This window comes from Oscillibacter sp. KLE 1745 (assembly GCF_000469445.2).
Taxonomy (GTDB): Bacteria; Bacillota; Clostridia; order Oscillospirales; family Oscillospiraceae; genus Oscillibacter; species Oscillibacter welbionis.
Map to the genome: position 1 here is coordinate 21,034 of NZ_KI271718.1, position 24,220 is coordinate 45,253.

Annotated in this window: 35 protein-coding genes; 34 read left to right on the forward strand and 1 reads right to left on the reverse strand. The window is 52.0% G+C overall.

Annotated elements, in window-relative coordinates:
- The first annotated feature begins 3 nt into the window (after positions 1–3).
- The 34 genes from HMPREF1546_RS07325 (at position 4) to HMPREF1546_RS07485 (ending at position 22,249) form a co-directional block, all read left to right on the forward strand.
- Positions 4–1,425 (forward strand): phage portal protein, encoded by a 1,422-nt coding sequence (locus tag HMPREF1546_RS07325; protein WP_021747416.1) that lies wholly within the window; start codon positions 4–6, stop codon positions 1,423–1,425.
- A gap of 141 nt (positions 1,426–1,566) precedes the next feature.
- A complete protein-coding gene (locus tag HMPREF1546_RS07330) occupies positions 1,567–3,123 on the forward strand; it encodes a phage minor capsid protein (protein ID WP_301546118.1) in 1,557 nt (518 codons plus the stop codon).
- On the forward strand, positions 3,120–3,329 hold the full coding sequence (locus tag HMPREF1546_RS07335) for a hypothetical protein (RefSeq protein ID WP_021747419.1): 210 nt from the start codon (positions 3,120–3,122) through the stop codon (positions 3,327–3,329). Before HMPREF1546_RS07330 ends, HMPREF1546_RS07335 begins: the two co-directional genes overlap by 4 nt.
- Positions 3,330–3,792: 463 nt before the next feature.
- Positions 3,793–4,305 carry a hypothetical protein gene (locus tag HMPREF1546_RS07340; protein WP_021747421.1) on the forward strand — a complete coding sequence of 171 codons (513 nt, stop codon included), beginning with the start codon at positions 3,793–3,795 and terminating at the stop codon, positions 4,303–4,305.
- A 13-nt stretch (positions 4,306–4,318) separates the two neighbouring features.
- Positions 4,319–5,290 (forward strand): phage major capsid protein, encoded by a 972-nt coding sequence (locus tag HMPREF1546_RS07345; protein WP_021747422.1) that lies wholly within the window; start codon positions 4,319–4,321, stop codon positions 5,288–5,290.
- Positions 5,291–5,358: 68 nt separating this feature from the next.
- Positions 5,359–5,688 (forward strand): hypothetical protein, encoded by a 330-nt coding sequence (locus HMPREF1546_RS07350; RefSeq protein WP_036629239.1) that lies wholly within the window; start codon positions 5,359–5,361, stop codon positions 5,686–5,688.
- Between the two features lie 12 nt (positions 5,689–5,700).
- Entirely contained in the window at positions 5,701–6,156 is a 456-nt protein-coding gene (locus HMPREF1546_RS07355) for a hypothetical protein (RefSeq protein ID WP_021747424.1), read from the forward strand.
- Entirely contained in the window at positions 6,128–6,571 is a 444-nt protein-coding gene (locus tag HMPREF1546_RS07360) for a hypothetical protein (protein WP_036629240.1), read from the forward strand. The genes HMPREF1546_RS07355 and HMPREF1546_RS07360 overlap by 29 nt, the downstream gene beginning before the upstream one ends.
- Positions 6,571–6,987: a minor capsid protein gene (locus HMPREF1546_RS07365; protein WP_021747426.1), complete on the forward strand. Its 417-nt coding sequence runs from the start codon at positions 6,571–6,573 to the stop codon at positions 6,985–6,987. The genes HMPREF1546_RS07360 and HMPREF1546_RS07365 overlap by 1 nt, the downstream gene beginning before the upstream one ends.
- Before the next feature lie 13 nt (positions 6,988–7,000).
- Positions 7,001–7,444 carry a hypothetical protein gene (locus HMPREF1546_RS07370; RefSeq protein ID WP_147629913.1) on the forward strand — a complete coding sequence of 148 codons (444 nt, stop codon included), beginning with the start codon at positions 7,001–7,003 and terminating at the stop codon, positions 7,442–7,444.
- A gap of 14 nt (positions 7,445–7,458) precedes the next feature.
- Positions 7,459–7,986, forward strand: coding sequence for a hypothetical protein (locus tag HMPREF1546_RS07375; RefSeq protein WP_036629241.1), 528 nt, complete (start codon positions 7,459–7,461; stop codon positions 7,984–7,986).
- Between the two features lie 57 nt (positions 7,987–8,043).
- Positions 8,044–8,463: a hypothetical protein gene (locus HMPREF1546_RS07380; RefSeq protein WP_021747429.1), complete on the forward strand. Its 420-nt coding sequence runs from the start codon at positions 8,044–8,046 to the stop codon at positions 8,461–8,463.
- A complete protein-coding gene (locus HMPREF1546_RS07385; protein ID WP_021747430.1) occupies positions 8,460–9,008 on the forward strand; it encodes a Gp15 family bacteriophage protein in 549 nt (182 codons plus the stop codon). Before HMPREF1546_RS07380 ends, HMPREF1546_RS07385 begins: the two co-directional genes overlap by 4 nt.
- A gap of 4 nt (positions 9,009–9,012) precedes the next feature.
- Positions 9,013–11,442: a hypothetical protein gene (locus tag HMPREF1546_RS07390; protein WP_021747431.1), complete on the forward strand. Its 2,430-nt coding sequence runs from the start codon at positions 9,013–9,015 to the stop codon at positions 11,440–11,442.
- A gap of 1 nt (position 11,443) precedes the next feature.
- The gene (locus tag HMPREF1546_RS07395) at positions 11,444–11,839 is read left to right on the forward strand and encodes a hypothetical protein (protein WP_021747432.1); all 396 of its coding nucleotides are present in this window, start codon (positions 11,444–11,446) and stop codon (positions 11,837–11,839) included.
- Positions 11,836–13,296 (forward strand): hypothetical protein, encoded by a 1,461-nt coding sequence (locus HMPREF1546_RS07400; RefSeq protein WP_021747433.1) that lies wholly within the window; start codon positions 11,836–11,838, stop codon positions 13,294–13,296. Before HMPREF1546_RS07395 ends, HMPREF1546_RS07400 begins: the two co-directional genes overlap by 4 nt.
- Position 13,297: 1 nt before the next feature.
- Entirely contained in the window at positions 13,298–13,801 is a 504-nt protein-coding gene (locus HMPREF1546_RS07405; RefSeq protein WP_021747434.1) for a hypothetical protein, read from the forward strand.
- Between the two features lie 9 nt (positions 13,802–13,810).
- Positions 13,811–14,074: a hypothetical protein gene (locus HMPREF1546_RS07410; protein WP_021747435.1), complete on the forward strand. Its 264-nt coding sequence runs from the start codon at positions 13,811–13,813 to the stop codon at positions 14,072–14,074.
- Positions 14,074–15,969 (forward strand): DUF6273 domain-containing protein, encoded by a 1,896-nt coding sequence (locus HMPREF1546_RS07415; protein WP_021747436.1) that lies wholly within the window; start codon positions 14,074–14,076, stop codon positions 15,967–15,969. Before HMPREF1546_RS07410 ends, HMPREF1546_RS07415 begins: the two co-directional genes overlap by 1 nt.
- Positions 15,970–15,979: 10 nt before the next feature.
- A complete protein-coding gene (locus tag HMPREF1546_RS07420) occupies positions 15,980–16,231 on the forward strand; it encodes a hypothetical protein (RefSeq protein ID WP_021747437.1) in 252 nt (83 codons plus the stop codon).
- Positions 16,228–16,695: a hypothetical protein gene (locus tag HMPREF1546_RS07425; RefSeq protein WP_021747438.1), complete on the forward strand. Its 468-nt coding sequence runs from the start codon at positions 16,228–16,230 to the stop codon at positions 16,693–16,695. Before HMPREF1546_RS07420 ends, HMPREF1546_RS07425 begins: the two co-directional genes overlap by 4 nt.
- Positions 16,688–17,026 carry a hypothetical protein gene (locus HMPREF1546_RS07430; RefSeq protein WP_021747439.1) on the forward strand — a complete coding sequence of 113 codons (339 nt, stop codon included), beginning with the start codon at positions 16,688–16,690 and terminating at the stop codon, positions 17,024–17,026. Before HMPREF1546_RS07425 ends, HMPREF1546_RS07430 begins: the two co-directional genes overlap by 8 nt.
- A gap of 176 nt (positions 17,027–17,202) precedes the next feature.
- On the forward strand, positions 17,203–17,520 hold the full coding sequence (locus HMPREF1546_RS07435; RefSeq protein ID WP_021747440.1) for a hypothetical protein: 318 nt from the start codon (positions 17,203–17,205) through the stop codon (positions 17,518–17,520).
- 14 nt (positions 17,521–17,534) lie between these two features.
- Positions 17,535–17,810: a phage holin family protein gene (locus HMPREF1546_RS07440; RefSeq protein ID WP_021747441.1), complete on the forward strand. Its 276-nt coding sequence runs from the start codon at positions 17,535–17,537 to the stop codon at positions 17,808–17,810.
- Positions 17,807–18,502 carry an N-acetylmuramoyl-L-alanine amidase gene (locus HMPREF1546_RS07445; protein WP_021747442.1) on the forward strand — a complete coding sequence of 232 codons (696 nt, stop codon included), beginning with the start codon at positions 17,807–17,809 and terminating at the stop codon, positions 18,500–18,502. Before HMPREF1546_RS07440 ends, HMPREF1546_RS07445 begins: the two co-directional genes overlap by 4 nt.
- Before the next feature lie 4 nt (positions 18,503–18,506).
- On the forward strand, positions 18,507–18,755 hold the full coding sequence (locus HMPREF1546_RS07450) for a TrfB-related DNA-binding protein (protein WP_036629242.1): 249 nt from the start codon (positions 18,507–18,509) through the stop codon (positions 18,753–18,755).
- 145 nt (positions 18,756–18,900) lie between these two features.
- Entirely contained in the window at positions 18,901–19,071 is a 171-nt protein-coding gene (locus HMPREF1546_RS18770) for a hypothetical protein (protein WP_021747444.1), read from the forward strand.
- A complete protein-coding gene (locus tag HMPREF1546_RS07455; RefSeq protein ID WP_036629243.1) occupies positions 19,046–19,426 on the forward strand; it encodes a hypothetical protein in 381 nt (126 codons plus the stop codon). The genes HMPREF1546_RS18770 and HMPREF1546_RS07455 overlap by 26 nt, the downstream gene beginning before the upstream one ends.
- Positions 19,427–19,432: 6 nt before the next feature.
- Positions 19,433–19,840 carry a hypothetical protein gene (locus HMPREF1546_RS07460; protein WP_051319977.1) on the forward strand — a complete coding sequence of 136 codons (408 nt, stop codon included), beginning with the start codon at positions 19,433–19,435 and terminating at the stop codon, positions 19,838–19,840.
- The gene (locus HMPREF1546_RS07465) at positions 19,837–20,058 is read left to right on the forward strand and encodes a hypothetical protein (protein WP_021747447.1); all 222 of its coding nucleotides are present in this window, start codon (positions 19,837–19,839) and stop codon (positions 20,056–20,058) included. The genes HMPREF1546_RS07460 and HMPREF1546_RS07465 overlap by 4 nt, the downstream gene beginning before the upstream one ends.
- 145 nt (positions 20,059–20,203) lie before the next feature.
- The gene (locus HMPREF1546_RS07470) at positions 20,204–20,944 is read left to right on the forward strand and encodes a hypothetical protein (protein ID WP_301546115.1); all 741 of its coding nucleotides are present in this window, start codon (positions 20,204–20,206) and stop codon (positions 20,942–20,944) included.
- A 112-nt stretch (positions 20,945–21,056) separates the two neighbouring features.
- Positions 21,057–21,479, forward strand: coding sequence for a hypothetical protein (locus HMPREF1546_RS07475; RefSeq protein ID WP_036629244.1), 423 nt, complete (start codon positions 21,057–21,059; stop codon positions 21,477–21,479).
- Positions 21,480–21,493: 14 nt separating this feature from the next.
- Positions 21,494–21,892, forward strand: a complete 399-nt coding sequence (locus HMPREF1546_RS07480; RefSeq protein WP_021747450.1) for a hypothetical protein — start codon at positions 21,494–21,496, stop codon at positions 21,890–21,892.
- 15 nt (positions 21,893–21,907) lie between these two features.
- Positions 21,908–22,249: a hypothetical protein gene (locus HMPREF1546_RS07485; protein ID WP_021747451.1), complete on the forward strand. Its 342-nt coding sequence runs from the start codon at positions 21,908–21,910 to the stop codon at positions 22,247–22,249.
- 346 nt (positions 22,250–22,595) lie between these two features.
- Here the strand turns inward: HMPREF1546_RS07485 and HMPREF1546_RS07490 are convergent, their stop codons facing one another.
- Complete coding sequence (locus HMPREF1546_RS07490; protein ID WP_036629245.1) at positions 22,596–23,708, reverse strand: tyrosine-type recombinase/integrase; 1,113 nt, start codon at positions 23,706–23,708, stop codon at positions 22,596–22,598.
- Between the last annotated feature and the right edge of the window lie 512 nt (positions 23,709–24,220).

Here is a 24,220-nt window from a genome sequence, read left to right on the forward strand (position 1 = left end):
CGAATGACCATCATCGACAAACTGAAAGAGCTGGGCTTTTCCACCATCAGCGCGGGCTTTTACGTCAAGGTCCAGGAGTGGAAGTCTTGGTATGAGGGCGACGTGAAGGGGTTCCACCGTTACCGGGTACGAAACGGGGCCGGGATGGTGCGCTGCAAGCGGTACACCCTCAACATGGGAAAGAAAATCCCGGAGGACTGGGCAAATCTTCTCATGAATGAGAGGGTTGAAATCACTCTGGATGGCACAAAGGAGCAGGAGTTTATTGACCGGGTCCTGAAGGAGAACAACTTTCGCGTGCGCTCCAACGAGATGCAGGAAATGGCCTTCGCTCTTGGCACGGTGGCTTTTATCCCCCGCGTGGTGGGCATGGGGGTCACTAAGGCGGGGCCGATTCCAGGCAGCGCAACCGATATCATCATTGACTATGTAACGGTAGAGCATATCTGGCCCCTGTCATGGCAGAATGGCGTTATTACTGAATGTGCCTTTGACAGTATCGTCAATGTCAATGGAGAGGACTACTGCTATCTCCAGATTCACCGGAAGGTAAACGGCCTGTACGACATTGAGAACCGGCTGTATACATACCGAAACCAGAATGTTGATACTGAGGTGCCGTTGGCCTCTGTGCAGGGCTTTGAGCGGGTGCCTCCTGTAGTCCATACCGGCAGCGACCGGCGGCAATTCGTCATTGACCGGCCCAATATCGCCAACAACTTCGATTACTCCATTCCGCTCGGGATTTCGGTCTACGCCAACGCCATCGACAGCATGAAGGGCGTTGATATCGCCTTTGACAGCTACGTCAATGAGTTTGTGCTCGGGAAAAAGCGGGTGATGGTCAAGCCTTCCGCACAACAGTATTTGGATGGGGAGCCGGTTTTTGACCCTGATGACCTGGCTTATTATGTGTTGCCGGAGGATATCGAGGGCGGGGCTATCATACAGCCCATTGACATGAACCTTCGGACAGCAGAGCACAGCGAGGGCATTCAGACACAACTCAATTTGCTTTCCAGCAAGTGCGGTTTTGGAGAGACGTATTATCGATTTAACTGTGGGAACATCACCACCGCCACTCAGGTCATCAGCGAAAATTCCACTATGTTCCGCACAATCAAAAAGCATGAGATCATCCTGGAGAGCGCCATCAAGGAACTGTGCCGGATTATTCTTCGCTTGGGCAACACGGCCATGGGTGCCGGGTTGAATGAGGATGCGGAGGTCACTATTGATTTCGATGATAGCATCATCGAGGACAAAACAACAGAACGAAATAATGACCGGCAGGACCTTGCAGCAGGTATCATGAACGATTGGGAGTACCGCATGAAGTGGTATAACGAGGACGAGGCCACGGCAAAGAAGATGCTGCCGAAAATGGAGGACCTGACGGGCGAGAAGCAGGAGGAAGTGGAATAGTGAATGGCTGGAAATACATAGTTGCGGGAGCCATCATTGCTTTCCTCCTTGCCGTGGCCGGATTTTACCTGAAATATGCGCTTTGGGTGAAGCTGCTGGAGGGGGTGGTCGGACCATGAAGTCCTACCCTTTACTCCTGAGATTCTCGACGCCCTCCCGGAGGAGCTAGCAGAGCTGTACCGCAATCTTGAAAACACGCTACTAGAGGAAATTTGTTCTAGGCTCAAAGTATCAGGGGAGCTAAACGAAGTAACGGTGTTGGACATCCAAGCACTCCGGTCTCACGGTATCAGTCAACATGAGATTGAGCAAGCAATCAAAAGAACGACCAATATTGGCGAGAAAGAGCTGAATAAGCTATTTGACGATGTTGTAGAGCGGAACCAGAAGTATTACACCTACCTGATTAATCGATCAGATGTGACAGCCCCCAAGACGATGTTAAGCGCCTCCGATTTTGATGCCATCAGAAAGCAGACACTTGACACATTTCGCAATCTTACACAGTCTATGGCGTTTTTGCTCGACAATGGCCGAACGATGCTTCGGCCTGCAAGTGCTTACCAATGGGCACTTGATAATGCCGTGCTGCAGATACAGAGTGGAGCAATCGGTTACGATCAGGCTATTAAAGGTGCCGTGAAACAGCTTGCAGATAGCGGCATCAAGACAGCGGAATATGAAAGCGGCCACATGGACCAAATTGATGTTGCAGTCCGCCGCGCTATTATGACTGGTATCAATCAGCTTTGCCAACAGTATTCGGAGCAAGGCATGGATTATTTGGAAACTGATCTGGTTGAGGTCTCTGCTCATATCGGGGCGCGGAACACCGGAACCGGGCCGGAAAATCACGAGAACTGGCAAGGGAAGATTTACCGATGGAGCAAAAAACCGAAGCAATCCAGCGGGAGATATCCTGATTTTATCGCTTCTACGGGCTATGGTACCGGACCCGGTCTGGGCGGATGGAACTGCCGCCACCACTTTTATCCGTTTGTTGAGGGTGTCATGGAGCCGACCTATTCAAGCTCTGATCTGAACGCGATGAAAGGGAAAAATCGGGAGATATCTTTTGAAGGCAGGCAGTACGATGGATATACGGCCACTCAAAAGCAACGCCAAATAGAACGCACCGTCCGCAAGCTGAAGCGGGAACAAACCGCATATAAGGCCGCTGGACTGGAAGAGGACGCCCAAGCCGTAACAGCCCGTATCCGGCGGCTGAACAAGGAGTATAAGGCATTCAGCGAGGCGGCAGGACTGCCGTTGCAGCGGGAGCGGATGAAAGTTACCTATACGGATGCTGTATCTGAGCAAAGGGCTTCCACTCTCAAAATACAGCGGGATGCGGAAGCCCCAATCAGGCAGACAATCCGAAGCGGTGAGTATCCGCTGGCAATCAATCCAGAGAAGCAAGCGCGGCATATGGCTGGTACGGCTATAACGGGCAGAAGTGTAATAACAGTTTCTGTGGAGGAGCTGCAAGCGATCATAAACGAAAAGGCAGGCAGCGGGAAAATCAATTTTACAGATGACTTTACAAAGTGGAAAAATACAGAAATTATTGACGCCGGGAGAGAGATTGGATATACAATCAATAGAAACGGTGATATAATAATTGCAAGATGCATCAAAATCCATTATAGCAAAAGCGGAACTCATGGCGTTCCATTTTCGGGAAGGTGGAAAAAATGATAATTGAAAATCCTGAGATTTACTTCGGAAAGAAAATTAAAGTTTTTTCCACAAGCGGGCGCATGACGGTTGGGGAGCTCTATGGGTATGATTACGACTTTGACGATGATGGAAATGAGTTTCTGGAGTTCGATGTGGAGAATGAAAACGGTTTGCTGATCGGATTTACGGAGGACGAAATTGAACGCATCGATATTATTGGATGATAAGGCGAAATGCGTAATCGAAGCACTTCTATCAAAAGGCAACCGCGTTGAGTTGATTCCCGTAAAAGATGGTGTTAAAATCATACATATTAAACGGGAGGAAATAAAGCTGTGAATAATTATATATGTCATAAATGCGGTGGACTTTTGGGGTATAGAACAACTTTTGTTGGTGGATCAGACATGCCCTATACAGAAAACGAAATGTATTGTGATCGATGTGGTATTCATCTTAAAGGCGATGCTGTTCTACGAGAGAAAACAGAGGATGAATTGGAACGGCTATATCAAGAATTGAATAATAACTAAATATTGCTCCCGCCTCTAAGCGTTGAGGCGGAAGGACTGAACGGGGTCAACTTGTAAGGATTTCTTACAGGTTGGCCCCTTTTTATTTATTCAACCATGCCGAGAGGCGTAAAACCGCAGGGCGACGGCCCTGATAATAAACGGAGGTAATACCATGAGCGAACCTATCAATAACCCTACCCCTACCCCTACCCCGGCCCCTGCGCCGGAGCCCACGCCTGAGAAAACCTTCACCCAGGCGGAAGTGGATGCCATGATCGGCAAGCGGCTTGCAAAAGCCATGAAGGGTATGCCCAGCGAGGAGGAACTGACCGCCTACCGGACCTGGAAGGACGGACAGGTCGGTGAAAAGGACCGCTGGGACACGCTGACCGGGGAGCGGGACACGCTGGCCGGGAAGCTGACTGCCGCGGAGGCAGAGCGGGACCGGCTGAAGCGGGACCTGTACCTGGCCCAAAAGGGCCTGACCGGCGAGGAGGCAGAGTTTATCGCCTTCAAGGCCGGGAAGATGGTGGACGATAAGAAAACCTTCGAACAGGCCGTGGACGAGCTAACCACTGACCGCAAAAAAACGACGTTTGATTGGACTGCTCCTGTGGGCGGCGGAAAGCCCAAAACAGGAGAAAACGACATAATGAATGCCCTGATTCGGGGCGCACTGAAATGAAAGGAGAACCTAAATGGCTGTTGATATTATCGACAGAAGCAAACTTTCCGGGCTTATCCCGGAACCTATTACTCGTGAGATTATCCAGGGTGCCGTAACGGAATCCGCTGTGCTGCGGATGGCCCGTCGGCTGCCCAACATGACTAGTAAGACGCAAACCCTCAATGTGCTGGATGCTCTGCCCACTGCCTACTTCGTCAACGGCGAAGCGACCACTGGCGCGTCCGACTCCAAGGCATCTCTGAAAAAAACCACGAATATGGCGTGGGACAAGAAGAAAATCTACGCCGAGGAGATCGCTGTTATCGTGCCTATCCCCGAGGCCGTGTTGGATGATAGCGATTACGACATTTGGGGTGAAGTGCGCCCCCGCCTTCAGGAGGCATTTGGCAAGGTTATCGACGCCGCTATTCTGTACGGCACGGACAAACCCACCTCTTGGCGTGATGGCCTTGTCCCTTCGGCCACCACCGCAGGCGCTGTCGTTACGGCCACAAACGACATTTTCAAAGACATTATGGGCGAGGGCGGCGTGATTGCCAAGGTGGAAGAGAGCGGCTATATCCCCAACGGCGTGATGGCTGCTATCCAGATGCGGGCCAAGCTGCGGGGGCTGGTGGACAAGAACGGTCAGCCCATCTTCAAGACCGACATGCAGGGCGATACCCGCTATGCGCTGGACGGCATGAGCATGTACTTCCCCGTGAACGGCGCGTATGATCCGGAGGAATCTCTTGCCATCGTGGGCGACTGGAGCCAGCTGGTCTACGCTATTCGGCAGGACATGACTTTCAAAATTTTTGACAGCGGTGTGGTACAGGACCCCACTACCGGGAATATCCTGTATAACCTGATGCAGAACGACATGGTGGCCCTGCGTGCCGTCATGCGGCTGGGCTGGGAGATTCCCAATCCTATCAATGCTTACAACGTCGGGAACACGAAGGCTTTCCCTTTTGCTGTCTACGCACCGGCGGGGGGTTAATTGGGTCTGACACCCTAACGCTATTCCCCAGCGGTCAGACCCTATTGGGGAAACAGGTTTCCGATCTTGTGGGTGATGACCTGAAAGTTTATGCGAACGGCGCTGTAACGGGCACATTTCATTATGTTTCTGATTATACAGAGTTCAGCAGCACCCCGGAGGAGCAGAGCGGGTATTATTTCCCGTTCCATCTGACCAAAACCGGGTCAAAAATGACCTTCAAGAAAAATGGCTCTCCCACAAAGCAAAACATCCCGTTTGATGCCGACATCATATTCCGAGTAACCAAAGACGATACCTTTGAAGTGCTTGTTGATGATTCCAGTGTGGTGAAATTTAGCTTTACTGGAGCGACGTTTGAACCGCAGGCCAAGACGAAAGCCCGCTTAAAGAAGTAAGGAGGCCTCCTGATGGCTTACGCAGATTATCAGTATTACAAAAATACATACCTGGGCACCGCCATTCAGGAGACCGACTTCCCGCGCCTCGCCTTGCGTGCAAGCAGCTTTTTGGACTATTACACGCAGGGCCGGGCAGGCAAAAATCAGGAACTGGATGCCTTGAAAATGGCCTGCTGTGCTGTTGCAGAGCAGTACCAGAGCATCGACCTTGCCAGCAAAGCAGCCCTGAACGCTCTCCACAACTCCGCAAACGTCGGAGAGGGCGGAGAACTGCAAAGCCAGAGCGTTGGAAGCTGGTCCAAGACATACCGGAGCGGAGGCGAGAGCGCACAGCAGGCCACGATAGCGGCACAGGCAGCACAAGCCTCTCTTGCATCTGTTGCGGCGCAGTATTTGTCCAGTACGGGCCTCCTGTATCGCGGAAGGAGGTGCGGCTGTGTTCCCCCATGTTGTGACGCTCTATAACGTGGTGACAGAAGAGGACCCTAGCACTTTTGAGGAAACAACTACAAATCATATTACCATTCTGCGAGGAGTTCTGCTGGATGCTGTCAAGGCTAAAAACGTTAACGAAAGCGGTTTGGTTGGAGCGGATGCAGTCAACCTCTATATTCCGACCAGCGTTGAAGCCGTAGACGGGATGACTGGTGAGCCAAAGCAGTATGTAGGGCCTATTGAATTTTGGCGGGCAGAGGACAAGAGCGGGCTTTGGACGCTTTCCACTGGAGAAAACACCTTCTTTGTAAAAGGAGAGGCCGTCCACCCTAATTGGTCTGCTCAGAAGATCGATGCCGCATATGATGATGTCTACAATGTCAACACTGTGGATTTCAAGGACTTCGGCGGAGAGATGTCTCATTGGGAAGTTGGTGGGAACTGATGTTTAGCTTTGATGTCAGCTCCAATATTGTTCCAACTGTGACGGGGCATTTGGAAGCAGCAAGCAAAAAGGCTGTTTATGCGATGGCTATCCAAGCACAAAAGGATACATCTCCATACGTTCCGGCCTTAACGGGCAATCTCGACCGAAGAACAAAAGTAGAGGAATCCAGGATTATCTATCCCGGCCCACAATCTCGCTATTTATACTACGGCAAATTGATGATAGACCCGGCAACAGGCAGCAGTTATGCATCTTACGGAGCGACAAAAGTTCTCACCGACAAAGACCTGGTTTTCAACAAGGCAATGCACTCACAGGCGCAATCGCACTGGTTTGAGGCAAGCAAGGCGGAAAACAAGGACAAGTGGGAGCGAGTTTTTGGAAAGGCGGTGAAGCGATATTTTCGAGGATAAAAAGCAGAGGATTTTGGCATCTTCGGAGGAGGTTGACCGCATTTCACGCTCTATGCTGGTGTGGGCCAATACTTTTCCGGACAAGCCTGTGACAGTTATCAAGTATGAGTTCCTGGACATCGATGATGCCGCCGGAGATGATGCGGCCATGGCTCTGTCTACTATCCAAGGAACGTACATCACCCAGCAATATATCATCGGTGGGTATCAAGCAGAATACCAATTCAAAATCATCTACCGGATAAAGCCGGGAACCAGTAATGACAAACGGCTCCAAGCAGACGAAATGCTGAACCATTTCGGAGACTGGGCAAGAACTCAACACCCCAATTTAGGAAATGGCATTAACGCTCTGAGGGTTGAGCCGACCACACAATCCTCTAAGTTCGCGGCTTATGGAGACGGCTATGAGGACTATCAAATTTTAATGAGACTGGCCTATGAGGTCAATGTCTGAAAGGAGTGAATACTTTGGCAGATTTGGAGTTTAACACCACAGAAGGGCGCACGATTGCCCGTGAACTGCTGATTGCATATCTGAATACTGGAACACCGGAGGAACCTGTATGGTCCGCCATTGGAAAGCGCGTTGAGGAGTCTGATGAGGAAATGGACTGGTCCGAGGAGTCTATCAAGGACATTTTCGGTAACACCTGGACCACACTCACAAAGCCCGTCATCACACAGAGCTTCGACCCTATCCCTCTGGATGCAGGGGACGTAGCGGCGGTGAAACTGTGGAATTTGGCAATCAAGGACCAGGACGCACAGGCTCTGGCAAATCAAGATATGCTGATCGGCCACTACTACGCAACATCTGGCGAGTCCAATTTTGCGGAGCGGTACAGCGGCGCATCCGTGTCTGTAACGCGAATTGGTGGCGCTGGCGGCGGAAACCTGGAAATTTCTTGCGACATTACATACGGCGGCACCAGAACGCTTGGGACCGTCAGCAATAGCGCAGGAACTGTAACCTTTAAAGCAGACGGAGCGGCCTAAAGACAAGAAAGGGCACAGTACAAAGGAATAGTGCTGTGCCCCCTTTTTGGAGGAATTATGCAGAAGATCACATTTGATACGGGCATTAAAACCTATCAGATCAATGAAAGCGGCATTTTGCGGTTTAACCCATCTGACCCAAATCTGTACAAGCGGTTCAAAGACCTGCGCATGGAAATTGAGCAAATCCAAAAGGATTATAACGAACGTTCAAAATCCGCGGAGACCGGAGAGGATGCCATTGACCTGCTGGCCGAGTATGACGCCCGCGTAAAAAAGTCTCTCTCCCATGTGTTCGGCGGGGAAAATGACTTTGATAGCATCTTGAGCGGTGCGAATGTAATGGCTGTTGCCAGTAACGGGGAGTTGGTCATTACAAATTTCTTGGATGCTATGTTCCCCATCGTTGAAGATGGCGTGAAGACCTATGCAAAGATGGAGGCTCAGAAAGCCGTGCAGGAGGCAAGAAATAAATGAGATGGACACTCCCGGTCAATCTTGAAGTTGGTGGAAAAGAATATGCAATCAACGCCGATTACCGGGATATCCTGAACATCATTTCCAGACTTAACGGCGGCGAAAACGAGTTTGTTAAGGTCTATGTGTGCTTGGCCCTGTTTTATCCCCAATTTGAAGAAATGCCGGAAAGTGATTATCAAGAAGCGCTTGAAAAGCTGCTTTGGTTTATCGCCTGCGGAGAAGAACGGGAGGATAAAAAACGGCCAAAACTGATCGACTGGGAGCAGGACTACCAAATGATCGCCGCCGACATTATCAAGGTGGCCGGGCATGATGTTAGATCGGATTCTTTCTGCCATTGGTGGACCTTTGTTTCTTACTTTATGGGCATTGGGGAAGGGCAGCTTTCCGCCGTTGTTTCCATCCGTGACAAGCTCCGGAAACACAAAAAACTCGAAAAGTGGGAAAAGGAATTTTACAACCAGAACCGCTCAAAAGTTGATCTAAAGCGGCATTACACGGAAGAAGAGGACGAACTTCTGAAAAAACTGCTAGGGAGGTGAGAACATGGCGGCAGCAGATGGCTCTATTATCATTGATGTTCGAGCAAACACACAACAGGCGACAAGTGCGTTGACAAAGCTGGCAAAGTTGGCTGCAACGGCCTTTGCTGTTGATAAAATTATCGACTTTTCCAAACAGGCTATCCAGCTTGGAAGCGATGTTGCGGAAGTCCAGAATGTTGTCGACGTGGCCTTTGGCGATATGTCCAGCGCCGTTGACGAGTTTGCCCAAAACGCCATCACCAACTTCGGCATGAGCGAGCTTGCGGCCAAGCGTACCGCCTCTACATATATGGCAATGGCAAGCAATATGGGCTTGTCGCAAGCAGAGGCGGCAGAGATGTCCTTGACACTCACCGGCCTTACAGGTGATGTGGCATCTTTCTACAACATCTCTCAGGAGCTGGCGGACATTAAGCTGAAATCCGTCTTTACGGGTGAAACGGAAACATTAAAAGACCTGGGTATCGTTATGACCCAGGCAAACCTAGAAGCGTTTGCGCTGTCTCAGGGCATCACCAAAAGTATTTCCGCAATGTCTCAGGCGGAGCTGGTGACTCTGCGCTATAACTTTGTTTTGGATCAGCTGTCTTTGGCCTCCGGTGACTTTATTCGGACACAAGACAGCTGGGCGAACCAGACACGTATTCTCTCTATGCAGTGGGAGCAGTTTATGTCCATTATTGGACAGGCGTTGATCCAAGTGTTGCTCCCAGTGATTAAGACCCTGAACAGTATCGTATCCGCCTTGATAGATATGGCAAACGCATTTAATGCGGCCATTACTGCGATTTTCGGCGGAGCCAATACAGAGATCACGCAAACGCAGGAAAATGTTGGTGGAGTCTCTTCTGGCATTGGCGATGCAGTTGACAATCAGAACGCATTGACGGATGCGACAAAAGAGACTAACAAGGAGCAGAAAAAGAGTATAGCTTCGTTTGATGAAATCAACAAACTGACTGGAAATTCTGCAAGCGGCTCCGGTGGCGGAGCGGGAGGAACAGCTGGCGGCGGCCTTTCCAAAATTGAGACCATTACCTCTAATGACATCGTGGAGAGTGCCGCGGAGAGCAAAATTCTTTCGTTAATTGAACGTCTTAAAAACGCTTTCAAGCCACTGGAAGACTCTTTTAACGCAGCGTTTGCTAATATTTCCGCTGGCGCAAACCGTTTGTTTGCTGTGTTCCAGAATATGTGGAATGACATCAAGTCTCTTGGGCCGCCTCTATACGATTGGTTCAATAATGAGTTTATGGACTTCTTGAACCAGTTTATTCTTACGGCTGGGAATGTTGTCGGAGGGCTTCTGGACTCTGCGGCAATGGTGCTTTCCGATATTTGGAACATCGTAATTTTCCCTACGCTGACAAAGTGGGCGGTTGATATTCTCCCGCTGCTTACTAACATTGCGACGCAGGTTTTGAGTGTGGGAGATGTGCTTTTTGAAAATGTCAAGGCCGTGTTTGACATGATATGGCAAGATGCGATTGCCCCGGCCATGCAGATCATTCAAGATATTTGGAACGATGTGTGGGACAGCATTATCAAATTCTGGAATACATGGGGCGCACCCATTTTCGACCAGATCAAACTCGCAATTAGTAACACAACGGCTACTTTCAAAAACATCTGGGACACCATTCTGAAACCAGTGCTGACTACTCTCGGCAACACCTTTACTGAGCTTTGGACTTTGCATTTGAAGCCGTTACTCGACAACTTCCTAAACTTTGTAGGGAAGTTGATTGAAGGGGCGCTCCGTATCTATAACGAGTTTATTTTGCCTCTTGTGGATTGGTTTGTGAATACCTTTGGACCTCCGATTTCTGCGGCATTTCAGGCAATTATTGAGATTTTAGGGAAAGTCATTGGGAAAATTGCTGATGTTGCCAGCTGGATTCTTGAACAACTTGGATTGGTTGTTGATTTTATTGTAAACGTGTTTACTGGCGATTGGGATAGCGCATGGGATAGCATTTCCGAAGCATTTTCTAATATTTGGGATGGATTTGTGCAGACAATCAAGGATGCACTCAATATTGGAATCTCTCTTGTAAACAAGTTTATTGACTGGATCAACGAACATCTGGTTATTAGGATTCCGAAAGTCACGATTCCTTTCCTGGGAACGTTTGGCGGGCAAGAAATCCGCCCCTTTACAATCCCGAATATCCCGTATCTTGCGCAAGGAGCGGTTATTCCGCCTAATCGGGAGTTTCTGGCAGTGCTGGGCGATCAGAAACAAGGGACGAACATTGAGGCACCGCTATCCACGATTGAAAAAGCAGTGGAAAATGTTTTGAATCGGCGAGGGTATGGCGGTCAGCAGACAGTGATCTTGCAGCTTGACCGTGAGCAGCTTGGCAAAGTAGTCTATGAACTCAATAAAGCCGAGACACGGCGCATAGGGGTAAATCTGGCGGGGGTGTGACATGAGCTACATCAAACTGAATGGAAAAGAGTTTGACGCGGATGTTGCTATTTCCGCCTATAACCGTAACTTCAACGTTTTGGACGGAGAGAACGCGGGTCGTGTAATGACTGGCCGGATGGTGCGGGACATCATCGGAACGTATATCGGCCATCAACTGACAGTGTTTCGCCGGGGCGACAACTACCAGGGCCTTGACGAGTTCTGGGACTACTTGGTGGAACATTCTGTGGATGACTCTGTACAGTTGGAAGCTGCTGATGGGCAAACCACGATCTCGTATGAAGCCTATTACACCAGCGCCTCGCAGGACATGGAGAAGGTGGAAAATGGTATCAACTATTGGGGCGAAATCGAAGTTAGTTTTGTCCCCATGGAAGCGCAGGTGACTCCGTGAGTGTTACTACTGTACTTTACAAGGACATAGCGCCGGGAGCGGACGAGGACGCTTCTGTCTCCACTACGGAGGCCATGTCGTTTTCTTCTCCGTCTAAACTCCCGTTCGGTATTACGCCGGAGCCGACGATTACTTGTGAGCCGAACCACTGGGGCTTGACTGGGGAATATGTCACCGTAGATACGCAAGAGGTTGCATTCTGGTCTGTGGAAACGAGCGGAGACGACTGTGATTTTACACACAAACCAGTCATCACGCTTGAAATGGACCAGCAATATTCATCGGTTGGCATCACATTGGCGTTTGATACGGCATCCGGTAACTATTGCCCGTCTGTCAATATCAAGTGGTATCAGGGGGAGGCTCTCAAGGCGGACGTGGACTTCACTCCCAATGTAGCAACATATTTCTGTAATCAGAAAGTGCAGAGCTATGACAAAGTGGTTATTACCCTGAACAGCACGAATTTGCCCAATCTCAGGGCAAAACTGGAACATATTATTTTCGGCGTCTACCGCTATTTCGGAATGTCTGAGTTACGGTCCGCTTCCATCATTAATGAAATGAGCCTGATTTCTACGGAAATGCCCATCTCTACAATGAACTGGACGTTAGACAGCCGGGAAGACGTGGACTTTATGTTCCAGCTCAAACAGCCTGTAGAGGTCAGAAACGACGATAAACTGATCGGCGTGTACTACATCGACAGCCACACCAGACAGGCGCAGAACCTGTACACAATCGACTGTCAGGACGCTTTTGGAGTGCTGGATGACAGCCCATTCCCTGGCGGCGTGTATAATGCGAAATCTGCGAAATCTCTATTGGAAGAGATCGTGAATGGACAGTTTTCCATCGAGTATGACTCGGACGTAGAGGACACGGCTTTGACAGGAATTATTACATCCGGGACTATCCGAACGGCTATACAGCAGGTGCTATTTGCGTGGGGCGTGTGCGCGTCAACTGATGGGCGGGACGGCATCCGAGTATTTAATTTGCCGGGGACTCCTGAAGCCATCACAGAGGATTACACGTTTACCGGAGTCACCGTGGATACCAGCGCACTTGTGACAGAGGTTAGAGTGACCGCCCATGTATATACTCAGACCGAAAACGGAGGCGTGGAGATCAACGGTGCCAAATACGACGATGCCAAAACAGTTTACACCATTACTAACCCGGATGTAATTGCCACCGATAAGCAAAATGTTATTGAGGTTGCGGACGCCACGCTGGTTTCGCCGGATATTGGGCAAGCAACGGCACAGAGGGTCTATGACTACTATGCAAAACGGATTACCACCAATGCGAAGATCGTTTGGACAGGAGAGCTATTAGGCGATTGTGTGACGCTTCCCACAACTTGGGGGGCCACGAATGCCGGGAATCTCCGTCGCATGGAAGTCAAGCTGTCAAATACCGTTGTGGCGACTGTGGCATCCCTTGGAGGCTAGTATGGGTATTATCGACACTTTGATAACAGACCGCACACAATCCGACGTGACTCGCTGGCGTACTCTGCATGATAAAGGCTGGGCTGGAATGACCGCCGACGAAAAAACGGAATGGTCTGCCGGAATGAAAGGAGCATACAACGCAACGGACCTGAACAGAGTTGGAGAAGCGATTAAATATATCGCTGATTTGTTCGGCGGGTTTGGATTTCCGATGGTGATTACTCCTAAGACTGACTGGACTATCAATGATATCCCGACTAGCCAGGATTTGGAGGGCTACCTTTCCAACGTGGCGGCAATCCGCTCCATGATGTCCAATATTCCCGTTTATCCCTCCGGTTGGCAGGCTCCGCCGGAAAGCCCTGAAACCATACAACATCTCACCTATGAGCAGGCAAATGACATCGAGCGGATATTGACCGATATCAACGATTTGTTGGTATGGGTCAGCAACAATCTTCTGTGGTTGTTCGCTGGTGACGTTTACGCTGGCGAATGGTAAGGAGGCAACATGCAAGACAGAATCCCTACTTATCCGGGGCGGGTTAAACTTACTCCTGTTTCCGGTCAAAAAGACACATACGACCTTGTAAGGGCAGACGAGCCGTCACAGGTTGGAACGCCCCTCAGCACGGCTACGCTGTTTAAGCCGGAGACGGAGGCAATATTTTTTGGGAACACAGCAAACCGCACCGTTAACGACGCCCTATATCTGATTGGCACCACCTTTACGGCAGCTCAAATCCAAGTAACCTACAACGGAGGTGGTAACTGATGGCGCAGACACTTGGCAGCGTGGCGGTGGGGAGCATCGTCAAGATCGACGAGAACGGGAGCCCGGTAAACTACATCGTGGTGCATATCGGGAACCCGGATGTAAGGCTGTATGGTAGTGCCTGTGACGGTGCGTGGTTGCTGCGGCAGGACATTGTGGAGAACGTCCAGTGGAACAGCACCAATGCAAACATACTTGCAGGCTCCACAATTATGTCTACGATGGCTGGGTATCTGGGAAGGTATGAAAGCCACATCCAGTCTGCCATCAAGACAGTGAAAATCCCATACCATCCAGGAAATGGAGAACCTTTCTGGAACATCAAAAGTGGAGAAAATGGTTTGGAGTGCAAGCTGTTTCCGCTTGGCGGGTATGAGGTCGGCCTGTCTGACCCAAGCGGAATTATGCCCACAGATGGCGCGAAGCTGGATTACTTCAAGAGTGGACTTGACACGGAAGCCAATAGCAAGCGGATTGCTAAACTGAATGGAGCCGCGGCTGCTTGGTGGCTTCGCTCTCCAGTTTCTTTGAGCACAGACGGGAAGTTTTACATCTTGCCCGATGGCAGCTTGGGCAGCACTACGGTAAACCCCTCTTATGGCGCTCTACCCGCCATGATTATGGACCCTACCATCCTGGTTTCGGATGATGGAACCGTTGGCGTTCCGGCGTCCCCTACCGCTTTGAATGTGCCGATTCAGGTCATGCAGGGACGGCAGATCACGGTGAGCTGGTCTGCCGTAGATGGAGCAAGCAGCTACATCCTGGAGCGCAAAGCGAACACGGACGCCGACTGGGTGCAGGTGTATTCCGGAGCAAACACGAGCTTTGAGGAAACGGTGGGCACCTGGACAAGCGTTCAGTACCGCGTCAAATCTCTCGCAAACGGGAAATATGGCGATTATACAACGAGCACATCTGTTTCCGTAGTCCCTCTTTCTGCCCTGGTGATTTCTGGGTCTGACGGCAGTTTGGGCACTCTCACAAATGATGTGCAGTATTCGGTGTCCTCCAGTGGGACCAGCGTTTTAACAGTTACAGAGACCATCAACGGCGTCAACACTCGGACATTCACGGCCACCAACGGAGCCGAAAACAAGATTTCGGTGGTGGACCTGCCCACGGGAATGGGCACCGTCAAGATTACGGCTTCCACCAATCCCGGCAGCGGCGTGGTGAGCGTGACGCGGGAGTGGACGTACACCAAGACGGCACCGACGTTTGCGAATGCGGGCAGCACGGCGCAGCTGCAGCAGAATGGGAAGAACATTTTCCCGCTGACACTGTTGGAGTGCGTGCGTGGGTTAGAAAATATAAACCCCACAAAATACGGACTAGGGAGCAACGCTGCTACCATCCCTGGGAACGATCTGAACAACGCCATATCAGGCGGATTCTATGCGTTCTCGTCAGCAGTGCAGAATATTCCCAGCTTTAAGAGCGGAAAAGTTCTGGTCATGCCGTATACAAGCCTGCAATATTACACGCAAATCGCATTTGCGGCCCTTACTTCCGAAATTGCTATGCGGTTCTGCAATGATGGCAACTGGGGCCCTTGGGAATACCTGAACCCGTTACTGTCTGTCGGAGTCGAGTACCGCACCGTGGAGCGGTACAACGGCAAGCCTGTGTATATCAAAGCGATAAACTTTGGGGCATTGCCTAACAATGCTAATAAATCTGTGGAGCACGGCGTAGAAGATATGGGAATATGTTTTGAACTCTTTGGAAATTCTTCCCCAAACAGTGCTCCGCCGATTGGCGTAAATTTGATTGGAGATAGCAGGGTTACCGAAATTTACCGTGCCGGCAATGTCATCTATATTGGCTCTCATGTAGCTTTCCAAACGTCTAGTGCTATTGTTGTCATGAAGTACACCAAAACCACGGATTAAGGAGGGCACTATGAAGATCATCAAATACCAGCTGGCGACAGAGATCAACCACGGCACCCCCGAGGAGCCTGACATCGAGACGGTGCTCTCCGGTGTTACGATGCCCTACACGGAGGCGAATTACGCCATCGCCCAGGCTGAAGCCTATCAAGGGCAGATTACCGTAGAGGACGATGGACAGCCGGAGCCGGAACCTGAACCGGAGTATGTGACCTATGCGGAGCTTGCAGAAGCGATTAGAGAGGGCGTGAACGCAGTATGACGGACAAGCAGTTTGTACTTACCACCATGCGGGACACCGGGCTTGCGAGGGCGCAGACCCTCCAGGCCCAGGCACCGGAAATGACGGGGACGGAGCTGTATGCCTCCGAGGACTACATCCCCAGTTTTACGGCGGCCTGTGAGGCCATGAATATGCTAGAACGTAAGGCGGGATTTGTCTGCAGGTCCACGGCGGGGCGTGTGGTGCGTCTCCTCCAACCCTATGACAGCACCATCTACAACACCCAGGAGCCGGAGGACCTGCCCGCACAGTGGGGCTTTGTATGGTCCACAGACCCGGACAAGGCCCTGCCGTTTATCGCCGTCTCCACTTCGCCGTATATGACCGGGGATTGCTGCACCTATGAGGGCCACGTCTGGCGCTCCGGGCAGGACTTCAATGTGTGGGAACCTGGAAGCGTGGGCGTGAAGTGGGAGGACCTGGGGGAGGTGTCCAATGGCTGACGAGAAGTGCGTTAGAGACCCCCGGCATGACTGCTTTGGCCTGGAAGCAGCAGCCCGTCTGGAGGGGCGCATCAAGGCCCTGGAGGACTGGCAGCAGGACTCCAAGAAGTTCCATAATTCGTTTTATGACTGGCAGCGGGAACAGATTGCCCGAGATGCCAAGCTGGACGAGCAGCTTTCTAACATGGATAAAAACATCGAAAAGCTGCTGGCAAAGCAGGAGGAACAGACGGCAAAACCAGGGCGCCGCTGGGAGGCCATCGTGGACAAGTCCGTGTGGGCGGTGCTTGCGGCTGTAATTGCGTTTATTCTGGCTCGCATTGGGCTGTAAAAAAGCGACGCCCCCGAAGGAGCGCCGCAAGCCCGTAGTATTCGTTGTCTCCGTCCATTGCGACTTAACGCGGAGGGAGCGCTATCAAAACAGCACACGTCTGCACAACGGGCAATAACATCTTACATCATTAGAAACCGGCGGTCAAGCCGGATATTTGAAAGGAGCTACCAATCATGAACAAGACCATCAATAACATCATCGATGACTTCAAGAGCGGCAAGATTACTGCGGAGGAGGCAAATAAGCTTCTGGACGAGGTCAACGCCGGATTCTCCCTCAATCCTGAAAAGAACCCTAGTGGTGGATGGACTGAGGCAGAGATGGCGGAGGGCTTCCGTCCTGGTGAGGCAAAGGATCCTCTGCCGGACAAGGTGGATATGAGCCGAAATCATGCGCTTGCCGGACAAGTGGTTCGCCAGAATACCAAGCGCGGAAAGTTTGATGTGACCTATGACGCGGACGGCTATGCTGTCAAGGCTATTCGAGTGTAATCGGGAGGTCTGATATGGACATTTCCTCTCTTGGCATTACCGGCGTGGCGGCTATCACTGTTATCTGCCTGCTGATCGGGCAGGGCGTCAAGGCGTCCGGCCTGGACAACAAGTTTATTCCTATCATCTGCGGCGTCTGCGGCGCTGTGCTGGGCGTAGCGGGCATGTTCATCATGCCGGACTTCCCGGCCACGGACTACATCACTGCGGCGGCTGTGGGTATTGTGAGCGGTCTGGCTGCTACCGGAGCCAACCAGGTAATCAAGCAGCTGGGAAGTGACAGTAAATGAGCTACACCCTAAAAGAGCAACTGGCGAACTCCGGGAACTATGGCGGTTCCCGGGCGGCCAGCCAGATCAAGTACCTGATCTTCCATTACACTGGAAATGATGGGGACAAGGCGGCCAATAATGCCGCGTACTTCCAGCAGAACATCGTCAAGGCATCCGCCCACTATTTCGTGGACGATACCACGGTCTGGAGGTCTGTGCCAGACCTGAAGGTGGCCTGGGCGGTGGGTGGCAGCAAGTATCCCAACGCCGACAAGACCGGCGGCGGGACCATGCATGGGATCATCACCAACACCAACTCCATCAGCATCGAGATGTGCGATACCATCCGGAACGGTGTCTACCAGGCCAGCGAGGCCACCCTGGCCAACGCGGCGGCCCTGGGCAGGGAGCTGATGGCCAAGTATGGGATCCCGCTTGAGCGGGTGTACCGGCACTTCGACGTGACCGGCAAGCACTGCCCGTCGTACTTGGTGAACGCACAGAAGTGGGCAGAGTTCAAGAAGAGACTGGAGGTCAAGATCATGGACAATGCGCCGTCTCCCGCCCACAAGGAGGGCGTGGAATGGGCCATTGCAAACGGCATCATGACGGGCAACGGTGAAGGAGACCTGATGCTCTCCCAGCCCGTTACCCGGCAGCAGATGTGTACGATGTTGCATCGGCTTTGGGAGCTGATCGAAAGGACGTGAAACTGTGGCAACTGCCCGTGTCAGATTACCAGATAGCCTGTATGGCCTTATGCGCTCCGAGATGGAGACGGCCATCCGGGAGGCCAATCTTGGGAACGACGACACGGACATTGCCAGGCGCTACCTGATCGACCAGGTCCCGCAAATCGACATTGCAGCGGAGTTCGGCTGGGAGCGGTCTACCATCTCTCACCGAGTCAAACGGATTCTCCACAAAGTTGAAAGCACAGCTCAAAAACTACATTTCACATAATTTCACCTAAACCCCGCTTGGGCACCACCCAGGCGGGGCCTTTTTTTGCGAAAATATCATCAGGAGGACGTAAGGGACAAGGGCTGGTACACGTCGCCGCCCTCCTTGCGGCCTCCTGATTTCACTGATAAGGACGTGTTTTAAGTTGATTCTGAATGGTTCAGAACTGGTGGCCCGGTTGGTGGCCTGCGGCTTCACGGAGTCCAGCGCGTGGGACATCTGCATGAAATATGCCACTGACGGAAATTACTCCGGCCTGGAAGGATACATCCACCAGCAGGAGCTTTTGTATGACGACCGAAAGCAATATGTTTGAGTTTTACAATCCGAATCCCTACGAGAAAAATGTGGGGGATTGTACCGTCCGGGCCATCTCGAAGGCGCTGGAGCAGGACTGGTACAGGACATATCTTGGCCTCTGCATTGAGGGCGCTGTGAGAGGCGATATGCCAAGCGCAAACGCCACATGGGGCGCTTACCTCCGGCGGCATGGCTTTCGGCGGGACATGGCACCCGAGGACATGACCGTGGCGGAGTTTGCGATGGGGCATCCAAACGGGACTTACATTTTGGCCCTGTCCGGCCATGTGGTATGCCTGCAGGATGGTGTGATCTACGATACGTGGCACAGCGAGAACGAGACCGTACTTTACTTCTGGCAGAAAGGATGACGTGAGATGCCGAACTATCCCTATTACTATCAGCCGTACCAACCGTATCAGCCGCCTATGGCGGACCAGCTGACGCAGCTGCGGCAGTCCTATCAACCCATGCAGCAGCCGCAGCAAGCCCCGGCATCTCCGTCTATTGTGTGGGTGCAGAGCGAGATGGAGGCGGCTAATTATCTAGTCGCTCCAAACTCCGCCGTTACGTTATGGGACAGCAACGCTCCAGTGGTCTATCTCAAACAGGCGGACGCAAGCGGCAAGCCCAGCATGAAGATATATGACCTTGTAGAGCGCAATCAGCGGACTGCACAGGCCCCGCAGGCTCCGGCGGTAGAGTATGCGCCTCTGTCCCGTTTAGAGGCGTTGGAGGCTCGCCTGGATGCGCTGGCGGCAAAAGATAAGGAGGATGCGGAATGAATCCCTTTTTTCAGGCGATGGGCGGCAACAGACAGCCCAACATGATGCAGCAGTTTCAGCAGTTCATGAATCAAATGAAAGGCAAGGACCCTAACGCCATGATACAAGAGATGGTATCCTCTGGACGCATTTCACAAGATCAGCTTAACCAAGTCCAAAAGCAGGCCCAGCAGATGCAGGGCATGTTTGAGGGAATGCGGGGGATGTTTGGGAAGTGAAGAAGTGAACTTCACTTTCCGCAGAATGTGAAGTGAATTTGCAAAGTGTACTTACCATTTCCAAACCATTTATTAAACCATTTCAAACCATTTAATCAAAATCCCGGCCGGGTTTTGAAAATAAATCTACAAAGGAGATAACACAATGAGTCTTTCTTCTGACGGCGCTGTGATGACCATGCCCGTGACTCCTGCCTATCAGGGCGGAAACGGCGGTTTCGGCGGCTGGGGCGGCGATTGGTCCAGCTGGATCATTTTGTTCCTTATCTGGGGCATCTTTGGCTGGGGCAATGGCGGATATGGCGGCTTCGGTGGCGGCGGTGGGGTCAACAACCCCGGCCTCCAGGGCCTTGCTACCCGCTCTGACATCAACGAGGGCTTCGCCCTGAACGGCCTCCAGAACGGCCAGACCTCCATCCGGGATGCCGTGAGCAACGGCTTCCATGGCGTGGATACCGCTGTGTGCAACCTGGGCTATCAGACGCAGGCGGGCTTTAACGCCCTCGGCGCCCAGCTGGCGCAGTGCTGCTGCGATACTCAGCGGAGCATTGACGGTGTCCGGTACGACATGGCTACTCAGGCTTGCGATACCCGCAACACCATCCAGTCCAGCACCCGCGACATCATCGACAACGCCAATGCCAACAGCCGCGCGATCCTGGACTTCCTGACCCAGGACAAGATCGCTACTCTGACGGCTGAAAACCAGAGCCTGAAGTTCCAGGCTTCTCAGGCGGCTCAGAACGCTTTCTTCACCGCTAATCAGGAGGCCCAGACCGCTGAACTGATTCGCCGCATCAACCCCATGCCGGTCCCGGCCTATCAGGTGCCTAATCCTTATGCCGGATGTGGGTGCAATCCCTGCGGCTGCGGCTGCGGCTGCTAAAACCCAATACATCAACTTGTAAGAAAGGCTTACATGTTCGGCCCCGTGCCGATTTTGAACCATGCGGCGGGGGCAATAGCCTCCGCCGACTTTTTTGAAAGGAATGAAGTTTATGGCTGAATTTACTGGAGTATTTGTCCAGCAGGTGGCCGCTAATCAGAATGTGATCTTTACAGAGACGCCTGTCAGCGGGTCCAACTGTGTTGTGCATAGAGATGGCTCCGGCATTGTTACCCTGCGGGGAATGACGAATCAGTGCCGTGCCCGCTATAAGGTGGTTTTCGGAAGCAACATCGCCATTCCAACTGGCGGCGCGGTAGGCCCTATCTCCGTGGCAATTGCCGTGGAGGGAGAGGCGCTGGGCAGTGCTACCGCTATCGTGACCCCTGCTGCGGTGGACGAGTTTTTCAACGTGTTTGCTGCGGCCTTTATTGAGGTCTCCCGTGGCTGCTGCGTGACCGTGGCAATCAAAAATACTAGCACGGAAACGATTGAGGTAGAAAACGCTAACCTGATTATTGAGCGTGTGGCTTGAAAGGAGAGTCAAGAATGTATATGCATGAACTGAAAGAAAAGCTCTGCGAAGAGTTGGAGGAGATCGCCCGCAAGCCGGAGATGTCTGCCGGGGACCTGGAGGCCGCCCACAAGCTGACCGATACTATCAAGAACATCGACAAGATCGAGATGCTGGAAGAGGACGATGGGTACAGCCGGGCCGGGAACTGGGAGGCCGATATGCGCGGCACTTATGCCCGCGGCTCCAGCTACCGTGGCCGGAAGCGGGATTCCATGGGACGTTATAGCCGGGATGGGCGCATGGGTGGATACAGCCGCCACGACTCCAAAGAGGCTATGATGGAGCAGGCTCAGGAGATGATGGATAACGCTACTACTGAGAGGGAGCGCGACGCCATTCGCCGCTTTATGTCCGAACTGGGTCGGGATTGATAGGGGGTGCCCCCTATGCTAGACCCCAAAGAGATCGACATTGAGATTGCTCGTCTGGAGTACGGAGAGAGCAGCTATCCCGCATACGCTAAATTAGCAACCTTGTACACCATCAAGAACCAGATGAAGAAGCAAGAACCGGAAATGCAAAGTCGTACCTATGAGCAAGCCTATTCTGCGGCTCCGGCTGAAATACCTGTAGAGGTCGGGAGATACGGAGACAGCGAATTTCTCCGCGAGGTTGAAGGGAGAAACGAGGAGCAGGTATGGGGCATTATGGATGACTTGATGGATACGCTCCAGGTTGCTAATCCCCGTGTGTATAACGGGGTAATGCGAAAAATACGGTCCCTATAAAAATTTCCGCCCTCAGAAATGGGGGCGGATTTCATATGTAATTTCATCTGTAATTGTATGTAAATTTATATGATTTTGTGTTAAGACATATAACGAACAGTGATATTTTTCAGAAAACTGAAAACGGCTAAAAGCACTGCGGCACAAGGAAAAACCTCGCAACCGTCACGGCTACGAGGCTTTCTGCTTTGGTGACCCGTCGGGGATTCGAACCCCGGACCCACTGCTTAAAAGATAGTCTTGTCAATAACTGGGGATAACTGAAACCGTCTATCCGTTGCGCCGCAAGAGATAGAACATTGGTAGTTTTTCAAAGTTATTTTCAGTTACTACCACGGTTACAACCTTATTTAAGCTTCTGAATCTCGGATTTCAGCCGCTGGATGTCATCTTGGATGTACACATCGGAGGTCACGGCGAAATCCGTATGACCCATAGTGCGTTTGATCGCGTCGTTATCCACGCCTGCAGTTTTTGCTCGGGTTGCGAATGTGTAGCGGGTGCAATGGGGATGGAGCTGCCGGCCTTCCCTGGTGATCCCCAGACGCTGGAGAGTGTTCTTCCAGTCCCGTCGGGCAAAGTTGTTCCGCACCAGATTCCCGGTGTATCCGGACAGCAGCAGGGGGCCGGTAGCCCTGGCTGCAAAATACTCTACATAGGGCCGGATCTTTGGGTGGATCACCACCACTCGGCCGCGGCCGGCAGCTGTCTTTTCGCCGCCGTACATGACATCCAGATCAAGGTCCACTTGGTCCCTGCGCTTTTGGAGCAGCTCATTGATCCGGTAGCCGGTATAGATCAGGATCAGGATAATCATGGAGGTTTCATCCCCGACGTCCGCGTCGGCACGGAGACGGAGGATCTCGGCCTCCGTGAAGGTATCCCGCTGCACCGGCTCCTGCCGGGGCAGGACCAGAAAGTCCGCATAGTTGCGGTCCAGGATGTCCTTGCGCATGGCATATTGGCAGAGCTGGCTGTATAGCGTCTGGATTTTTTTGACTGTGGAGCGGCTGCGGCCTTTCGCCACATCAGCATCAACGATCTTCTGGACATCCTCCGTCCGTAGTGTGCGCATTTTTCGGGACGCCAGAGGCTCCAGCTTGGACCAGGCCAGATCGTATGCTAGACAAGCGTCCTCCTTCAGCCGGGGATAGTGCTGGGCTTTCCAAAGTGTGAAAATCTCCTGAAGGGTCAGGTCAATGGCATCGCCGATAGGCTTACCTGCCAGCTTTTCGAGGGCTTCCTGGGCGGCCGTTTTCGTGGCATAACGGCCCAAAATCTTCCCGCCCTTTGCCATGACCCAGGGGCGTGTCCGGCGCTTGTCTGTGAGTTTGTAGACACTGCCGGAGCCATTTGGGCGCTTTCTGGGCCGTGGCTCCAGCCGGTGGATCACTCGGCCACAATAACAGCAGATATTTGAGTCGTCCGGGATCTCCCTGCGGCATTTTGGACAGAGCATAGAGAAACCTCCTAATAGAGATAAAGCCGCTCCTACCGGAGCGGCTCTTCTTTTTACCTTGCCGCCAAGGCTACGAGGGCGCACTTGGACTGCGCAGGTTGTCGGACGCCGGGCCACCGCGGGACTCTTGTGGCATTTTAAGGCCGTTTGAGAAGAATGTAAAATAACCACTAGATGTTGCGGTGGATACAGTTGCACAACTTGGCGAAATATGGTAAGATATACCCAGGCGTTGCGATATACGGTAGGCGGTTGGCTCCTCCATCCCAGGAGGGGACTTCTTGCCCCCTCCGGAGAGAGGGGGTGGTGCTTATGCTTACATACTCAGAACTGTTTCAGTTCTGTCTTGTGATCATTGGTATCATTGGCCTGTTTCTACAGGCAAAAAAGAAGTAACCGCCCATAGCTCCCCAGCCAGGCGGTTACTCTTTGAGTAAATTGCTATAGGGGCAGACCGCTTATCGGCAACGCCCTTTTCTATTCTCAGTATAACCGCGGTATTGGGAACTGTC

Bases quoted from the DNA above. Each gene is read 5' to 3' on its own strand.
- HMPREF1546_RS07430 (WP_021747439.1), top strand. From the start codon at position 16,688: ATGGCTGACGAGAAGTGCGTTAGAGACCCCCGGCATGACTGCTTTGGC.
- HMPREF1546_RS07340 (WP_021747421.1), top strand. From the start codon at position 3,793: ATGAGCGAACCTATCAATAACCCTACCCCTACCCCTACCCCGGCCCCT.
- HMPREF1546_RS07435 (WP_021747440.1), top strand. From the start codon at position 17,203: ATGAACAAGACCATCAATAACATCATCGATGACTTCAAGAGCGGCAAG.
- HMPREF1546_RS07440 (WP_021747441.1), top strand. From the start codon at position 17,535: ATGGACATTTCCTCTCTTGGCATTACCGGCGTGGCGGCTATCACTGTT.
- HMPREF1546_RS07405 (WP_021747434.1), top strand. From the start codon at position 13,298: ATGGGTATTATCGACACTTTGATAACAGACCGCACACAATCCGACGTG.
- HMPREF1546_RS07325 (WP_021747416.1), top strand. From the start codon at position 4: ATGACCATCATCGACAAACTGAAAGAGCTGGGCTTTTCCACCATCAGC.
- HMPREF1546_RS07390 (WP_021747431.1), top strand. From the start codon at position 9,013: ATGGCGGCAGCAGATGGCTCTATTATCATTGATGTTCGAGCAAACACA.
- HMPREF1546_RS07445 (WP_021747442.1), top strand. From the start codon at position 17,807: ATGAGCTACACCCTAAAAGAGCAACTGGCGAACTCCGGGAACTATGGC.
- HMPREF1546_RS07415 (WP_021747436.1), top strand. From the start codon at position 14,074: ATGGCGCAGACACTTGGCAGCGTGGCGGTGGGGAGCATCGTCAAGATC.
- HMPREF1546_RS07420 (WP_021747437.1), top strand. From the start codon at position 15,980: ATGAAGATCATCAAATACCAGCTGGCGACAGAGATCAACCACGGCACC.
- HMPREF1546_RS07455 (WP_036629243.1), top strand. From the start codon at position 19,046: ATGACGACCGAAAGCAATATGTTTGAGTTTTACAATCCGAATCCCTAC.
- HMPREF1546_RS07460 (WP_051319977.1), top strand. From the start codon at position 19,433: ATGCCGAACTATCCCTATTACTATCAGCCGTACCAACCGTATCAGCCG.
- HMPREF1546_RS07480 (WP_021747450.1), top strand. From the start codon at position 21,494: ATGTATATGCATGAACTGAAAGAAAAGCTCTGCGAAGAGTTGGAGGAG.
- HMPREF1546_RS07385 (WP_021747430.1), top strand. From the start codon at position 8,460: ATGAGATGGACACTCCCGGTCAATCTTGAAGTTGGTGGAAAAGAATAT.
- HMPREF1546_RS07425 (WP_021747438.1), top strand. From the start codon at position 16,228: ATGACGGACAAGCAGTTTGTACTTACCACCATGCGGGACACCGGGCTT.
- HMPREF1546_RS07395 (WP_021747432.1), top strand. From the start codon at position 11,444: ATGAGCTACATCAAACTGAATGGAAAAGAGTTTGACGCGGATGTTGCT.
- HMPREF1546_RS07465 (WP_021747447.1), top strand. From the start codon at position 19,837: ATGAATCCCTTTTTTCAGGCGATGGGCGGCAACAGACAGCCCAACATG.
- HMPREF1546_RS07410 (WP_021747435.1), top strand. From the start codon at position 13,811: ATGCAAGACAGAATCCCTACTTATCCGGGGCGGGTTAAACTTACTCCT.
- HMPREF1546_RS07485 (WP_021747451.1), top strand. From the start codon at position 21,908: ATGCTAGACCCCAAAGAGATCGACATTGAGATTGCTCGTCTGGAGTAC.
- HMPREF1546_RS07345 (WP_021747422.1), top strand. From the start codon at position 4,319: ATGGCTGTTGATATTATCGACAGAAGCAAACTTTCCGGGCTTATCCCG.
- HMPREF1546_RS07475 (WP_036629244.1), top strand. From the start codon at position 21,057: ATGGCTGAATTTACTGGAGTATTTGTCCAGCAGGTGGCCGCTAATCAG.
- HMPREF1546_RS07335 (WP_021747419.1), top strand. From the start codon at position 3,120: ATGATAATTGAAAATCCTGAGATTTACTTCGGAAAGAAAATTAAAGTT.
- HMPREF1546_RS07365 (WP_021747426.1), top strand. From the start codon at position 6,571: ATGTTTAGCTTTGATGTCAGCTCCAATATTGTTCCAACTGTGACGGGG.
- HMPREF1546_RS07490 (WP_036629245.1), bottom strand. From the start codon at position 23,708: ATGCTCTGTCCAAAATGCCGCAGGGAGATCCCGGACGACTCAAATATC.
- HMPREF1546_RS07380 (WP_021747429.1), top strand. From the start codon at position 8,044: ATGCAGAAGATCACATTTGATACGGGCATTAAAACCTATCAGATCAAT.
- HMPREF1546_RS07355 (WP_021747424.1), top strand. From the start codon at position 5,701: ATGGCTTACGCAGATTATCAGTATTACAAAAATACATACCTGGGCACC.
- HMPREF1546_RS07470 (WP_301546115.1), top strand. From the start codon at position 20,204: ATGAGTCTTTCTTCTGACGGCGCTGTGATGACCATGCCCGTGACTCCT.